The 13,771-nt window shown below is 68.4% G+C and carries 16 protein-coding genes, 1 pseudogene and 1 riboswitch; of the genes and pseudogenes, 8 read left to right on the forward strand and 9 right to left on the reverse strand.

What is annotated here, in order from left to right; translation table 11 throughout:
• A pseudogene (locus VJ162_RS14990) lies at positions 1 to 109 on the forward strand (IS6 family transposase); the annotation flags it as partial.
• A gap of 125 nt (positions 110 to 234) precedes the next feature.
• Here the strand turns inward: VJ162_RS14990 and VJ162_RS14995 are convergent.
• From VJ162_RS14995 to VJ162_RS15010, 4 genes are read right to left on the reverse strand one after another with little or no spacing between them, the layout of a single operon-like run.
• Positions 235 to 1,245 (reverse strand): lysylphosphatidylglycerol synthase transmembrane domain-containing protein, encoded by a 1,011-nt coding sequence (locus tag VJ162_RS14995; RefSeq protein ID WP_324665407.1) that lies wholly within the window; start codon positions 1,243 to 1,245, stop codon positions 235 to 237.
• A gap of 1 nt (position 1,246) precedes the next feature.
• Positions 1,247 to 2,188 carry a polysaccharide deacetylase family protein gene (locus tag VJ162_RS15000; protein ID WP_324665408.1) on the reverse strand — a complete coding sequence of 314 codons (942 nt, stop codon included), beginning with the start codon at positions 2,186 to 2,188 and terminating at the stop codon, positions 1,247 to 1,249.
• Complete coding sequence (locus VJ162_RS15005; protein WP_324665410.1) at positions 2,181 to 2,537, reverse strand: DUF2304 domain-containing protein; 357 nt, start codon at positions 2,535 to 2,537, stop codon at positions 2,181 to 2,183. Before VJ162_RS15005 ends, VJ162_RS15000 begins: the two co-directional genes overlap by 8 nt.
• Before the next feature lie 2 nt (positions 2,538 to 2,539).
• On the reverse strand, positions 2,540 to 3,217 hold the full coding sequence (locus tag VJ162_RS15010) for a glycosyltransferase family 2 protein (protein WP_324665412.1): 678 nt from the start codon (positions 3,215 to 3,217) through the stop codon (positions 2,540 to 2,542).
• Between the two features lie 95 nt (positions 3,218 to 3,312).
• Between VJ162_RS15010 and VJ162_RS15015 the strand changes: the two genes are divergently transcribed.
• Both VJ162_RS15015 and VJ162_RS15020 read left to right on the forward strand, forming a co-directional pair.
• Positions 3,313 to 4,851, forward strand: coding sequence for an alkaline phosphatase family protein (locus VJ162_RS15015; protein ID WP_324665414.1), 1,539 nt, complete (start codon positions 3,313 to 3,315; stop codon positions 4,849 to 4,851).
• Between the two features lie 39 nt (positions 4,852 to 4,890).
• Positions 4,891 to 5,502: a DUF309 domain-containing protein gene (locus tag VJ162_RS15020; RefSeq protein ID WP_324665416.1), complete on the forward strand. Its 612-nt coding sequence runs from the start codon at positions 4,891 to 4,893 to the stop codon at positions 5,500 to 5,502.
• A gap of 60 nt (positions 5,503 to 5,562) precedes the next feature.
• On the opposite strand, the gene VJ162_RS15025 is transcribed toward VJ162_RS15020, so the two are convergent.
• On the reverse strand, positions 5,563 to 6,633 hold the full coding sequence (locus VJ162_RS15025) for a type II glyceraldehyde-3-phosphate dehydrogenase (protein ID WP_324665417.1): 1,071 nt from the start codon (positions 6,631 to 6,633) through the stop codon (positions 5,563 to 5,565).
• 158 nt (positions 6,634 to 6,791) lie between these two features.
• On the opposite strand from VJ162_RS15025, the gene VJ162_RS15030 reads away from it, so the two are divergent.
• A complete protein-coding gene (locus VJ162_RS15030; RefSeq protein WP_324665419.1) occupies positions 6,792 to 7,745 on the forward strand; it encodes an aminopeptidase in 954 nt (317 codons plus the stop codon).
• Positions 7,746 to 7,890: 145 nt separating this feature from the next.
• On the opposite strand, the gene VJ162_RS15035 is transcribed toward VJ162_RS15030, so the two are convergent.
• Complete coding sequence (locus VJ162_RS15035) at positions 7,891 to 8,310, reverse strand: DUF1648 domain-containing protein (RefSeq protein WP_324665421.1); 420 nt, start codon at positions 8,308 to 8,310, stop codon at positions 7,891 to 7,893.
• 111 nt (positions 8,311 to 8,421) lie between these two features.
• Here VJ162_RS15035 and VJ162_RS15040 point away from each other — a divergent pair, with 111 nt between their 5' ends.
• Positions 8,422 to 9,075, forward strand: a complete 654-nt coding sequence (locus VJ162_RS15040; protein WP_324665423.1) for an HVO_0476 family zinc finger protein — start codon at positions 8,422 to 8,424, stop codon at positions 9,073 to 9,075.
• A gap of 67 nt (positions 9,076 to 9,142) precedes the next feature.
• Complete coding sequence (locus VJ162_RS15045; RefSeq protein WP_324665425.1) at positions 9,143 to 9,871, forward strand: protein-L-isoaspartate O-methyltransferase family protein; 729 nt, start codon at positions 9,143 to 9,145, stop codon at positions 9,869 to 9,871.
• Here the strand turns inward: VJ162_RS15045 and VJ162_RS15050 are convergent.
• The 3 genes from VJ162_RS15050 to VJ162_RS15060 form a co-directional block, all read right to left on the reverse strand.
• A complete protein-coding gene (locus VJ162_RS15050; RefSeq protein ID WP_324665427.1) occupies positions 9,868 to 10,314 on the reverse strand; it encodes a DUF7382 domain-containing protein in 447 nt (148 codons plus the stop codon). The genes VJ162_RS15045 and VJ162_RS15050 overlap by 4 nt on opposite strands.
• A gap of 105 nt (positions 10,315 to 10,419) precedes the next feature.
• Positions 10,420 to 10,785, reverse strand: a complete 366-nt coding sequence (gene crcB / locus VJ162_RS15055) for a fluoride efflux transporter CrcB (RefSeq protein WP_324665429.1) — start codon at positions 10,783 to 10,785, stop codon at positions 10,420 to 10,422.
• Positions 10,779 to 11,168, reverse strand: coding sequence for a CrcB family protein (locus tag VJ162_RS15060; protein WP_324665431.1), 390 nt, complete (start codon positions 11,166 to 11,168; stop codon positions 10,779 to 10,781). Before VJ162_RS15060 ends, crcB begins: the two co-directional genes overlap by 7 nt.
• Before the next feature lie 3 nt (positions 11,169 to 11,171).
• A riboswitch (Fluoride riboswitch) is annotated at positions 11,172 to 11,242 on the reverse strand.
• Positions 11,243 to 11,328: 86 nt separating this feature from the next.
• On the opposite strand from VJ162_RS15060, the gene VJ162_RS15065 reads away from it, so the two are divergent.
• A complete protein-coding gene (locus tag VJ162_RS15065) occupies positions 11,329 to 12,435 on the forward strand; it encodes an aminotransferase class V-fold PLP-dependent enzyme (RefSeq protein ID WP_324665432.1) in 1,107 nt (368 codons plus the stop codon).
• A 30-nt stretch (positions 12,436 to 12,465) separates the two neighbouring features.
• The gene (locus VJ162_RS15070; RefSeq protein WP_324665433.1) at positions 12,466 to 13,752 is read left to right on the forward strand and encodes an NUDIX domain-containing protein; all 1,287 of its coding nucleotides are present in this window, start codon (positions 12,466 to 12,468) and stop codon (positions 13,750 to 13,752) included.
• The last annotated feature ends 19 nt before the right edge of the window (positions 13,753 to 13,771 follow it).

The raw sequence follows: 13,771 nt of genomic DNA on the forward strand, positions 1-13,771 counted from the left end.
AGTAAAACGACGAACTTCTTCGTTTTCAAACTGTTTCAGTCACGTCGAACCGAAGACAGCTGAAAATTGGCTCCAGAGTTTCGCTCGCTGGCACAATGCTCCAAACTAAACACGACCGTACTGACCGACTCACGGAACGTCACACTGCCACGAGAACTGTTCTATGACACTCGCAGTGAGGGCAGCTGTGTCGTGAATACGCAGTCGAGCCCGTGAGTATCGAGACGAACACCGCTACAACACCGAGAGGTCCATATCGAGCGCGGGGTACCAGCCGGCCAGCGCGGGCAGGTAGACGCCGAGGAACCGGTCGAGGAAGATGACGGGGATGACGACCGCCTCGGGGACGCCCAGGCCGACGAAGACGGCGGTGGCGGTCGCCTCGGTCACGCCGATGCCACCGGGCGTCAGCGGGAGCAGCGTGATGCTGTAGGCCGTCACCAGGTACAGCGGGAGCAGGAGGGGGTCGACCGCGGCACCGAACGAAAGGAACAGCAGCCACACCCGAATTCCGGGAGCGACGACGAGCGCACCGGCCCACCCGACCCCGTAGCGCAGCCAGATCGTCGGGTCCGTCGAGATGCGGCCAAAGGCATCGGCGGACGCCTCGGTGATGTCGGGGATAGCGCGGATGCGGCCTGCGAGCGCGCTCCCGACGCGGGGCACGCGCCCGGCCAGCGAGGCCAGGACCCCGACCAGCCGGTCCAGCGCGGTGAGGTTCATCCCGGCAAGCAGGACGGCGAGGCCGGCGGCGAGATACAGCGCCGTCGACAGGGCGAGCAAGAGCAAGAGGCCGGTAGAGACGCGGCCGACGATAGCGACCAGCCCGACGGCCGAGACGAGGCCGTAGAAGACGGCGTAGATGCCCGTGTGAGCGCCCGCGGCGGCGGTCGCGTCGCCGTAGTCGATGCCGGCCTCGGCCTTCAGGATGAAGGGCGCGGCCAGCCGGCCCGAGAGCCGCGAAGGCAGGAGCTGGTTGACGAAGTTGACGGCGAGGTCGACGCGGCCGGCGGTGAGCAGCCCGATACGGGCGAAGGGGGCGACGACGGCCCGCCACGTGTCGAACCGCGAGACGACGCCGCCGACGGTGACCAACACAAGGGCGACGAGGACGGCGGGCTCGGTCGCCCGGAGCCGTGTGCTGACGGTGGCGAGGTCGACCTGCGAGAGGAGGAAGGCGAGCGCGGCGAGGCCGATGCCGTACTGCAGGAGCGAGATAGCGATATCACGCCGGCTCGTCGTCACGTCAGTCCTCCCGTCGGCCCGCTCCGCGAGTCGCTGGGGCCCAGTCCGGGACGGCGTCGTCGAGCACGGACCGGGCGGTGACGAAGTCGAAGGGCTGATCCAGGATGTACTCGACGGCGTCGCGCATCCACTCGCCGGTGTGGTAGTAGACCCGCGAAGGAACGCCCTCGACCCGCGGTAGTCCCACGAGTTCCCACGGGTGGACGTAGAGGACGGGGACGATACCGCGGCGGGCGAGCAAGCGCATCCCCAGCGCGGTGTAGCGGGGCCCGAAAAAGCGCAGCCACGTCCCGGTCAGCGGGAGCCGCAACCCGGGCATCACGCTGGCGGGCAGTTCTGCCAGACCGTCGGGGGCCTCGGGGTCGACGGCCGTCGCCGGTGCGGGACGGTCGAGGTCGTACTCGCCGCCGTACCAGCCCGGTATTGCCCGGCTGGCGACGATACTGGAGTCGTATCCATACCCCGTCTCGGCCAGCAGATCGAAGTGGTCGTCGGTGATGTCGAAGGCGGGGGCGCGGAATCCGGTGACGGATTGCCCCGTGAGCGATTCGAGGCGCTCCCGGGAAGTCGCCAGTTCCTCGCGGCGCTCGTCGGCGGAGAGCCCCGAGAGCAGTTCGTGAGAGTGGGTGTGGGAGGCGATTTCGAAGCCGGCGTCGGCCAGGCGCTCGACGTGGTCGGGACAGCGCTCGACCAGCGAGGAGACGACAAAACAGGTCGTCGACGCGCCACGCTCGCCCAGCGTCTCGCGGAACCACTCCAGCCCGTTCAGGCCGATGCCCCGCTGGTCGGTCGTACCCGACGCCGACCGGTAGGCGGGCGTCTGGTCGAACAGCTCGACGTCGATGGAGAGGACGGCCGGACCACACCGCCCCCCGGACGTGTCGGTTCGGTCTTCGACGGCGTCGGAGACACTCCCGACGGTACGGCCGGCGATATCACTCATCGCGGAGTTCCTCGACCTCGCTGCGTAGCAGGCTGACCTCCTCGTTGAGCCGCGAGAGGCGGTCATAGAGCTTCCCGATGCGGTTGAACAGGTAGGTCGCGACGACGAAGAGGGTCAGATTAGAGATGACCAGGATAGCGCGGGCCTTCAGTTCCAGGCCGAGTACGGTCGCAACGACCTGGAAGATGTCGGGAAACACCGCGACGACGATGAGTCCCCCGCCGATAGCCAGGGAGACGACAAAGAGCGCGATGGCTTCCCGGCCCTGTTTGACCAGCATATAGCCGTTGACGAGGAAGGCGATACCGACGACCAGCGCGATGAGATTGACGAGAGTGTACTCGACCATAGTTAGCGAAAGAGCAGCACGCGGAGGATAGTGTCGGTCATCCGAATCGGGTACAGCGCGAAGGTGTCGAGGGTGAACTGGGACTCGCCTTCCTCCCGTGTGGGCATCTTCGTGGAGACCTCCGTGATGGCGTAGCCGCCCTTGGCGGCCTCTAAGGTCTGTTCGATGGCCCAGTGTTTGTCCCCGCGGTGGAGGATGTCGGCGAGCATCGACACCCGGTAGACGCGGAAGCCGCTTGTCACGTCGGTTATCTCGATGTCCCCGAGGTGGTTGACCAGCCGGGTGAAAAACTGGATGCCGACGTTGCGCGTCGCCGAGTAGTCCTGGTAGCTCTCGTTGAGATAGCGGCTGGCGATGACCATGTCGTGGCCCTCACTCGCCACGTCAAGCAGCTCCGGAATCTTCGCCGGGTCGTGCTGGCCGTCCGCGTCGACCTGGACGACCCAGTCGTAGCCGTGTTTGATCGCGTACTGGTAGCCGGTCCTGACCGCGCCGCCGACGCCCGTGTTGAAGACGTGCTCGACGACGGCGGCGCCGTGGTCGCGGGCGATGGCGGCGGTGTCGTCGGCAGAGCCGTCGTCGACGACGACGACCCGGTCGACGTACTCCCCGGTCTCGTCGATGACCGGCCCGATGGTCTCGGATTCGTTGTACGCGGGAATGACGGCGACGGTACGCACTATTTGCCCGGTATTCAGCAGCCGTATATATGCGTTGTGTCATGCCGTCGTCACAGACGGAAAGACCTATTGGCGCGCTCGCGGGGAGTTTGGATATGACGCGGACGTTCGTCGTCGGGCTCGACGGCGCGAGCTGGCGGCTGCTCGACCCGTGGATCGAGGCCGGTGACCTGCCGAACCTGGCCGACCTACGGGCCGAGCACACGTGGGCCGAGACCGAGAGCTGTCTCCCGCCCGTGACCTTCCCCAACTGGAAGTGTTACTCCGCCGGGAAGGACCCCGGCGGGCTGGGGGTGTTCTGGTTCGAGCACATCGACCTCGCCGAGGAGCGCATCGACGTGGCCAAGGGCGGCGACTTCAAGACGGCGGAGCTGTGGGACTATCTGGCCGACGACGGCCAGACACCCGGTGTCGTCAACATGCCGACGATGTATCCCCCGCGGGACATCGGCGGGCCCGTCGTGGCCGGCGGCCCCGACGCCGTCCAAGGTGAGTACCGTGCCATCGACAGCGGCTACGCCGCGCCCGAGGGACTGGAGGACGAACTGGAGGAGCTGTTCGACTATCGCGTGCATCCGGACCCGCTGCTTTCGGGCAACGACGAACGCGGCGCGGAGGTCGACGCTATCCTGGACGTGATAGAGCGCCGCTTCGAGGTGGGGCTGCACCTGCTGGAGGAAAAAGACCTGGACTTTGTCCACGTGACGCTCTTTTACCTGAACGTCCTCCAGCACTTCTTCTGGGACGACGAGCCGACCAAGCGCGCCTGGGAGATGGTCGACGAGCAACTGGGCGAGCTGGCGGCGATGGACGACCTCAATCTCGTCTTGATGTCCGACCACGGCAGCGGCCCCACCACGACGGAGTTTTACATCAACGAGTGGCTCGCCGAGAACGGCTACCAGACCCACGAGCGAACCGTCGAAGACCTGTTTCGGCCCCTGGGCCTGACACGGGAGAACGTGTTGGGCGTCGCCAAGAAGGCCGGTGTCGTCGACCTGCTGGCGAAGACGGTCCCCGAGTCCATCCAGCAGCTCGTCCCCCAGAGCGCCGGGGCCAAGCGAGCCCGCAAGTTGGAGGCCATCGACCTCGCGAAGACCCAGGCCGTCGCCAGCGGCCAGGGTCCCATCTACCTGATGCCCGGCACACCTGAGTCGGTTCGGGACCAGCTCATCGCGGACCTGCGCGCGGTCGAGGATAGCGAGGGGAAGGTGTTCGACGGCGTCTACCGCGGCGAGGAGGTCTACAGCGGCGAGTACGTCGACGAGGGGCCGGAAGTGGTCGTCGACATGCGCGACGGCGTCCACGTCAACGACGGTATCGGCGGCGGGCAGATCCAGACCGCGCCGGACCGCTGGGCCGCCGAGAACACCCGCAACGGCATCTTCCTCGCGAGCGGGCCCGACTTCGCCAGCGAGGGCGAAATCGACCGGATTTCCATCACCGATATGGCGCCGACCATCCTGGCCGCCCACGGGGTCGACATTCCCACGGACATGGTCGGCGAGGTGTTACCGATTCACGCCGAGGAATCCGACGTGGGCGAGCAGGACCCGATAGATATCGGCGCCCGCGGCGAGGGGACCAGCGAGGAGGTCGCCGACCGGTTACAGCAGCTGGGCTACATGGAGTAGGCCGGGGAGTATTTTCGGCGCGAGTCACTACGTCGCGGTATGGACGCCCACCTCCGGGCCGGCATCGCCGTCTACAACGCCGGCCGGCACCACGCCGCCCACGACGCCTGGGAGGACTACTGGCTCGATCTCGATTCCGGCGAGGACGAGCGCTTTCTCCATGGCCTCATCCAGTTCACCGCCGTCGTCCACCACGGCACCGACGGGAACTGGTCGGGAGCCGGCGGGCTGGCCGAGAGCGCCAGCGAGTATCTCGTCGATCTACCAGCCGACTACCGCGGCGTAAACCTCGACGACGTGCGCCCGTTCCTCGCGCGGGTGGCTGACGACCCCGAGAGCGTGGAGTGGGCGGAGCCGCCGAAACTGACCCACGAGGGCACCGCCGTAGGCTACGACGACCTCGACTTCGACGCGACCGAGGTCGCCGCCGAGGTGCTGGCCGAGGCCGACGGCTACGACGACGCCGTGGTCGCAGACGCCGTCGACTACGCCCGGAAAGAGCTAGACGAGCAGGGGGAGGGCCGGTTCGTGGGCCAGCTGTTCGCGTTCGTCCAGGAGCCCGACGACCGGGCGTTCGTCTACGCCCACCTCTCGAACCACGTCGAGCGCGAACGACAGAAGGACGACGACGTGGCCGGGCTGTTCGACTAGCGACGGTGAGTGCGCTCGAAGCGACTGCTGACGGCCAGTGCTGCGTTGTACCCAGAGCCCCTAGTCGTCGGCAGTCCCCTCGGCACGCACCGGCTCGGATTCGTGCTGGACGAGCCCCTGGCCGACGCCCAGCGCCTCGTCGGTGCGCTGGATGCTCTGTTCGGCACTCGCGGTCCGTCCCGAGAGCGCCCGCACGGCGTCGATGTTCTCGGGGACCACGTCGGACTCCTGGTGGATAGCCTGGAACAGATAGAGGTCCCGACCCTCGACCGTCACGGACTCCGCCCAGATGCAGTTCTCCCAGACGTCGCCGCGCGGGCGGCCGGCGTCGCGGGTGTACTCCTTTAGCTTCCCCGCGCCGTCGATGCCCAGCGTCTCGGGGATGAGAAACAGGCGGGATTCGTCGGCAAGCAGGTCCCGGACCTCGGTCGCCGACGGTTCGGACTCCAGCGTGACGTTGACCGAGTGGGTGTGCATCTGCGTCGTCGGCACTTTCATCCCCATCGTGTCGATGGCGAGGTCGGGAAACACCGTCTGCACGTCGGGGCCGTGGTGGGAGGGGATTTCGACCGGGTCGGGCAACGTGTCGTTGATGGGGCCGCGGCTGGTCTGGCCGGGGTCGCCACCGCGTCGGACGAGGGTGACGCGGGCCTTCTCGATGCCGTAGGACTCCGAGAGCGGGGCAAAGAGCCGCGAGAGCCCGGTCGTGTTACAGGAGACTACGCGGGCGGTGTCGGCACCCACGGCCGTGTCGTAGTTGGCCCGGGCGTTGAAGCTCACGTCGGCCACGTCGGCCGACTCGCCGCCCTGGAAGATGGCCGGCGTGTCGTGGTCGGCATAGAGGTCGGCGTTGGTCTCGCCGACGCCGCCCGGCGTGGTGTCTACGACCACGTCGCTGGCCCCGACCATGTCACGGACCGTCCCGGCCGTCTGGAGCCCCGCCGCGTCGAAGGGGTCGGCCCCGTCGTCGCCGGCGGCATAGAGGTCGTAGCCGCGGTCTACGGCGATGGTTGCCTCGAAGTTCGGCGAGCGTTTGGCGACGCCAGCGACCGTCATATCCGGCTGGGCACGCACCGCATCGGCGACCCGCTTGCCGATCGTGCCAAAGCCGTTGATGCCCACATGGAGCATGCGAACCCGTTGACGGCGGTCGGCCATATTCCTTCTGATTAATAATTAAATATCTTTACTCGGATAGTTGTTCTCGTCGAATGGTATCAAAGCACAATAACAGGCGGCGACGGGACGACCCCACCAAGAGTTAATTCGTCAGGGCCCCTGTCCCGGGTATGGACAACTCCTCGCTCCGCCGACCCGCCGAGACCGCCGTCAAGCAGTGCATGGACCTCCGGCCCGGCGAGTCGTGTGCAGTTATCACCGACGACAAACGCAAGGCCATCGGCGAGGCCCTCTATCGAGTGGCCAGCGAAATCGCCGACGACACCGTCTTCGTGCGCTACCCGCCGGGAAACCAGCACGGGGAGGAGCCGCCACGGCCCGTGGCCGGCGCGATGCGGACCGCCGACGTGGTGCTGGCGCCGACGACCAAGAGCCTGACCCACACCGAGGCCCGCAGCGACGCCAACGCCGCCGGCGCCCGCGTCGCGACGCTCCCGGGCATCACCGAGGGCGTCTTTCTGATGGGGCTCGACGCCGACTACGAGGCCATCGAGGGCCACTGCGAGGACGTGCTCGCACAGGTCGACGGCGCCGAGGAGATTCGGGTCACGACGCCCCAGGGGACCGATATCACCTTCGGCCTGGGGAGCCGGGAGTGGCTCATGGACACCGGTATCGTCCACGACGCGGGCGAGATGTCGAACCTCCCCGCGGGCGAGGTGTTCATCGCGCCCGAGACCGCTGACGGCACCTTCGTCGTCGACGGGACGATGCGCCCCCACGGGAAACTCGACGGCGAACTCCTCTCCTTCGAGGTGGAGGACGGCACCGTCACCGACATCTCGGACCCGGACATCCGCGAGCAGGTCGAGACGGCCGCCGAGGACGTGGGCCGGGACGCCTACAACCTCGCCGAGCTGGGCATCGGGACCAACGTCGCCGTCACCGACCTCGTCGGCTCCGTGCTGCTCGACGAGAAAGCGGGGGGCACCGTCCACATCGCCGTCGGCGACGACCACGCCATCGGCGGCGACACCCACGCGCCGATCCACCTGGACGGCATCCTCAAAGAGCCGACCGTGTATGCGGACAGCGAGGAAGTGGAACTTCCTCGTGGTGAGTGAGCGGCGCAGCCGCGAACGCGGGGAGGTCGTAGACCTCCCGGAAGGCGAGCGCTGAGAGAGCCAAACGGCGTGAGCCCCCGACCGTGAACGGGGAACAAATCGACTCGTGGACTCCGGAGCTGGCGAGGTGCCGCCGGCGTCGTATTCACCCGGTCGCGAACTCCTCGCGCCAGACGGTGTAGCCGACGAGCAGCGCCGCGAAGACGAGCGAGACGACGAGGAGGCCATCGAGCGGCACCGGATAGCCGGCGTTCCAGGCGAGGACGAACGCGTGGACGAGACCGAGAAAACCGGTCGTCGCGACCGTGATAACCGGGCCCGTCTGCGGGTGGGACGGGGGGTCCACAGCCATGGCGCCTTTCAGCACCAGCTGTGTGACCAGCATGAGAGCCGGGAGCAGGACGACCCCGACGGCTTTCGGGACGTAGTTGTCGGGCGTCCCCGACGCGGAGAAGTGGATGGCCACCTCGCCCGGGAGCTGGGGCCAGAGGGCGACACCGAGCAGCGCCGCCAGGAGGCTGATACCGGCGGCCAGCGAATCGGAACGGGACCAGTCGAGCGACATCACCGCTTGTTTCGAGGCGGCGGCTGAAGTCCGTTGCCCTGGGGTGAGAGATCAAACCACGGGTAGCGTCGGTGCGACGACCATTTACGCCCGCGCGGTGAAAACGCCGGTATGAGCGACGCGACACCCGGGGAGCGAATCGGGCTCCCCTGTCCGGCCTGTTCGCCGGACATCGAGACGGTTCACGAGATACTGAAGCCCGGCGGCCACGTCACGGTCCGCTGTACGGACTGCGACCACGTCCACAAGGAGACCCTGCCCGAGGACACCACCCTCCAGCGCGACGTCGTCGTCTCACAGGACGGCGAGTCGTTCAAGGCACAGGTCGACGTGCCCGAAGGCGAACAGCTGGCCGTCGGCGAGGAGTTCCTGCTCGAAACGGAAGAAGCGGTCGTCAGCGCCCGCATCACCAGCCTGGAGACCGACGACGGGCGCGCCGAGGAGGCGCCCGTCGACGAGGTCGGGACCATCTGGTCGCGGGCCGTCGGGAACGTGGCGGTCAACGTCACGATGCATCCCAAAGACGGCCGCCACGACGAGACCGAGAGCTTCAAGCTCCAGGTCCCCGGTGACTACGAGTTCACCGTCGGCGAGACCGAGCAGTTCGGCGAGGAGGAGTTCACGGTCGAGGGTATCCACGTCCGCGACGACGCCAAAGGCTACGAACACGAGAAGCTCGATTTCGACGGCGACATGGTGTTCGCGAAGGACATCAACCGCCTCTACGTCCGCGACGAGTCCTCGACCGCGTGGTCGGCCTGGTAATCGACCGACTGCGTGCCGACGGCCGGCCGAGCGGACAATTCTTATAGCTCCGGTGGGAAGCTCGGTTATGGACCCAGCGGTGCTGCGGGGCGACATGGTCGACAGCCTGCAACACGAGAGCAAAGGCGTCGTCCGGAGCGAGTGGCTCTCGGCAGCGATGCGGTCGGTCCCCCGCGAGGCCTTTGTCGGCGAACAGCAGGCGTATTCGGACCGGCCGTTCGAGCGGCTCGGGACCCGCGTCCTCTCTCCCAGTACCGCCGCGCGACTGCTGGAAGCGCTTTCCCCCGAGGACGGCGACGAGGTGCTCGTCGTCGGCGCCGGCGTCGGCTACACCGCCGCCGTGCTGGCCGAGCGGGTCGGCGCCGACCGCGTGCAGGCCATCGACATCACCCGCCGGCTCGTCTACGAGGCGCGCTCGAACCTCGCCGAGGCGGGGCACGAGGCCGTCCTCGTGGACCGCCGCGACGGCGCCGAGGGGCTCCCCGAGTACGCGCCCTACGACAGAATTCTGCTGGAGGCAGCGGCCGTCGAACCGCCCCGAGCCCTGGTCGACCAGCTGGCTCCCGACGGCCGGCTCGTGATGCCACTCGGGACCAGCGAGCAGACGCTGGCCGTCGTCGACGCCGACGGCCGGGCCGAGCGCCTGGGCACTGTCGCCTTCCAGCCGATGCTCGTCGAGGGCGAACAGGCCGACACGGTCGAGCGCAACCGGACCCGCCGCGAGGACCGCGAACACGCAGAGCGGTCGGCCCAGTCGCGGGCCGGCTGGGAACAGGACTGGATCGACTGGGACTAGTCGTTTCTCACCACCAACAGTTCGGTGTTCGACTGCTCGTCGCGGTAGTTCCCGCTTGACGGCGGTTTCACCGAGAACGTAATCGTCCCCTCCTGCTGGTTCGGCCCCAGCGACGGGTCCAGCGACAGTTCCGCTTCGCCGTCGTCGCCCGTCGCGGCCGTCGTGACGCTGTCCAGCGTGGCGGTCCCGCTTTTCGCGACGACCGTCGCGTCCGCAACCGGCGACCCCTTCGGGTCGACGACGGTGACGGTCACGTCGGTGTCGCCGGTCCCGGTCACCTCTGGGTCGGGGTCGACGTCAACCTCGGTCACCTGAAGCGTTTCCAGTCCCGAGATGGTGCTCATCATCACCCCGAGACAGGCGACGCCGACGACTAGCGCGATGACCAGCCGGATGGGGAGTCCCTCTATCGCCCGTTCGTCACGCCACAGCGTATGACTCATGGGCCGGACTGGTCGCGTGTTGGTACTTGAATCGTCGGGCGAACGTCCAAGGGCGATAGCGAGAGCAGACGAGGGGGCGGCGTCAGTGGCCTGGGGCTGGCGACGCTACAGCCCCGCGAGGGCGACGAGACCCCACGCCAGCCCGATAGCGGCCAGCGCGCCGGCCAGGTTCCCGGCGGCGTTGAGCCCGGCTTTGAGCCGGTCACCCGATTCCCACAGGTGGACGGTATCGAACGAGAACGAGGAGAAGGTCGTAAAGGAGCCACAGGCGCCGGTGCCGACAAACAGCAGGAGTTCGGTGTCGAGGCTCGCGAAGGTGACCAGCGCGAGGACGAAGCTCCCGACGACGTTGACGGTGAGCGTGCCCAGCGGGAACCCCTCGACATCGACCGCCGCGCCCAGATAGTGCCGACAGAGCGCGCCGATGGCGCCGCCGGTGCCGACCAGATGTGCCGGCTCGACGCTCACCATCGCTGCTCCCTCCGTTCGAAGACGGCGACCGCCTGGCGAGCGAGGAGCACGCCGCCGAAGCCGAGCGCGTAGCTGGCGACGACGTTCGCCACAGCCCACTCCGGGGTCAGCGCGGTCTCGACGGCGAACGTGCTGTAGGTGGTAAACGACGAGAGGAAGCCGGTGGCCGCGGCGACTTTCGTCTCGCCGGAAAGCACACCCAGATGCATCGCCTCGTACAGCAAGAATCCGAGCGCGAAGCTCCCGAGGGCGTTGACGAGGAGTGTGCTCTGGAGGCCGGGGACCAGCGAGCCGACGAAGTACCGCAGGTTCGAGCCGGCGAAGCCGCCGATGCCGATGAGGATTACCGTTTCGACCGTCAGCAGTGGATGTGACTCTGTCATGGGCGAGTAGCAGGAGTCATCAGCCCGGTGTGTCCGGACGGTTGGGGAAGGCGGACTCCATCGCCCGTGTCGACCCAGTGTTTCGCGAGTCCGAGTTTATTCGTTCCGGAATCGAGCGCATGGACACAGCGCTGAAGGCCCCGTAGCGCGACCACCTGATATGGACCCCGCGGAACTGCGCGCGGCGATACCCGCACTGGAGCGCTGTACGTACTGCAACACGGGCGCGAGCGGCCCGAGCCCGCGCAACGTCGTCAGGGCGGCGACGGACTTTCTGGAGCACCACGCCTTCGAGGCGCCCGCCGACGAGGGACCGTACACCGTCGCGTTCGACGCCCTCGAAGCGGCTCGGGAGGTCGCCGCCTCCCATCTTGGCGCCCGCCCGGCCGACGTTGCCTTCACCCGGAGCACGGCCGACGGGATAAACCTCGTCGCGGGTGCCATCGACTGGCAGCCCGGCGACGTGGTCGTCCGTACCGACCTCGAACACCCCGCCGGAACCCTGCCCTGGGACCGGCTGGAAGACACCCACGACATCGAGGTCCGGGTACTCGAAACCGAGGCCGGCCGCGTCGACCTGGACGACGTGAAAGCCGCCGTCGACGGGGCCCGACTGCTGCTCACCAGCTCGCTGACTTGGAGCCACGGCACGCAGTTGCCGGTCGCGGAGATGGTGGACATCGCCCACGACGCCGGGGCGCAGGTGCTCGTCGACGCCGTCCAGTCGGTCGGACAACACCCCGTCGACGTAGGAGAGTGGGGGGCGGACTTCGTGGCGACGGCGGGCCACAAGTGGCTGCTGGGGGTGTGGGGCAGCGGGATGCTGTATGCCGACCCCGAGGCGCTCGCCCGGACGAGACAGACACGCATCGGCTACCGCAGCGTCCAGGACATGGGAGCAGACGACTACGCCTACCACGAGGGGGCCCGCCGCTTCGAGGTCGGCACCACCTCGCCGGCGCCCTACGTCGCGCTGGCGGAGGCCATCGAGACGATTGAATCGGTCGGCCTCGACACCATCGAGTCACGCGTCGCCGACCTGACCGACCGGCTGAAAGCGGGGCTCGGCGACCGACTTTTGAGCCCCGAACAATACGAGTCGGGGCTGGTCACCTTCGAGGCCGAGGACCCCGAGGCCACCGTCGAGCGGTTGGCCGAGCGGGGCATCGTCGTCCGGTCGCTGCCACATCCCGAGGCCGTCCGGGCGTCGGTCCACGCCTTCAACACGCCGGGTGAGATCGACGCCGTACTCGACGGCGTGGCATAGGTTGATTTGCCCGCCGGCCCTCGCCGCGGTATGGACGGACGGCCGGTCGCCACCTGCTTTCTGCGCAACGACGGCGAGATACTGCTCCTCCGGCACAGCGAGTCCGTCGGGAGCTACCGGGGGAAGTGGGGCGGTGTCGCCGGTCACCTGGCTGGCGATGTGGGGCGAGAGCGCGACCCCGAGACGGCCGCACGCGCCGAGATCGCCGAGGAGACCGGGCTGGCCGACGCCGTCTCGCTCGTCCGGTCGGGCGACCCCTTCGCCGTGGCCGACGGCGACCAGCGGTGGCTGGTCCACCCGTTCCTGTTCGACTGCGACTCGCGTTCTGTCGAGCCAAACGAGGAGACCGCCGGGTTCGAGTGGGTCCACGCGCCCGAGATCCTGCGCCGCGAGACGGTCCCACGCCTGTGGACCAGCTACGACCGGGTCCGGCCGCGGGTGGCGACGCTGGCCGACCGCACGCACGGGTCGGCGTGGCTCTCCCTGCGGGCGCTCGAAACGCTGCGCGACGAGTCGGCACTTGCGGGGGCGGGACGGAACAGCGAGATGGAGACGAGCGAGCGCGGCGGCGACGACTGGGGAGCGCTGGCCGACCTCGCCCGCCGCCTGCGGGACGCCCGCTCGTCGATGGCGGTGCTCGAAAACCGCGTCAATCGCGTGATGATGGCCGCGAGCGATGGACGGACTCCCGAGGCCATCGAGCGGGCTGCCCGCGGCGCCATCGGCCAGGCTGTCGACACCGACAGCGGGGCCGCCCGGCTGGCGGCCGACGCGATGGGCGAGCGGGTGGCGACGCTGTCGCGGTCGGGGACCGTCGCGGCGGCAATCCGGCGGGCCGACCCCGCGGCCGTGCTGGTGGCCGAGTCCCGGCCCGGCGGCGAGGGCGTCGGGGTCGCCGAGTCACTGGCCGACGTGGCGGCCGTGACGCTGACCACGGACGCGGCGCTGCCGTTCGAACTCGGCGAATGGCGCGCCGACACGCTGGTCGTCGGCGCGGACCGGGTGTTGCCCGACGGGCGCGTCGTCAACAAGGCGGGCACCCGCGGGGCCGCGCTGGCGGCGGCCGAGGCGGGCATCGACTGTCTGGTCGTCGCGGCCAGCGACAAGGTCGCCGCCGACGGCGGCTACGACCTCGAACCCCGGGACTCCGCTGAGCTGTACGACGGCGACGCCGACGTGGCTGTGGCGAACCCGACCTTCGACGTGACGCCCGCCGACGCGGTCGCGTCGGTCGTGACCGAGCAGGGGCGGCTCTCGACGGACGAAGTGGCGGCCGTCGCGGCCGCTCACCGGGAGTGGACGGCGTGGGAGCAGTAGCGGGGCGACGGGCGAGCCC

The organism is Haloarcula sediminis (assembly GCF_035656455.1).
GTDB classification, from domain to species: Archaea; Halobacteriota; Halobacteria; order Halobacteriales; family Haloarculaceae; genus Haloarcula; species Haloarcula sediminis.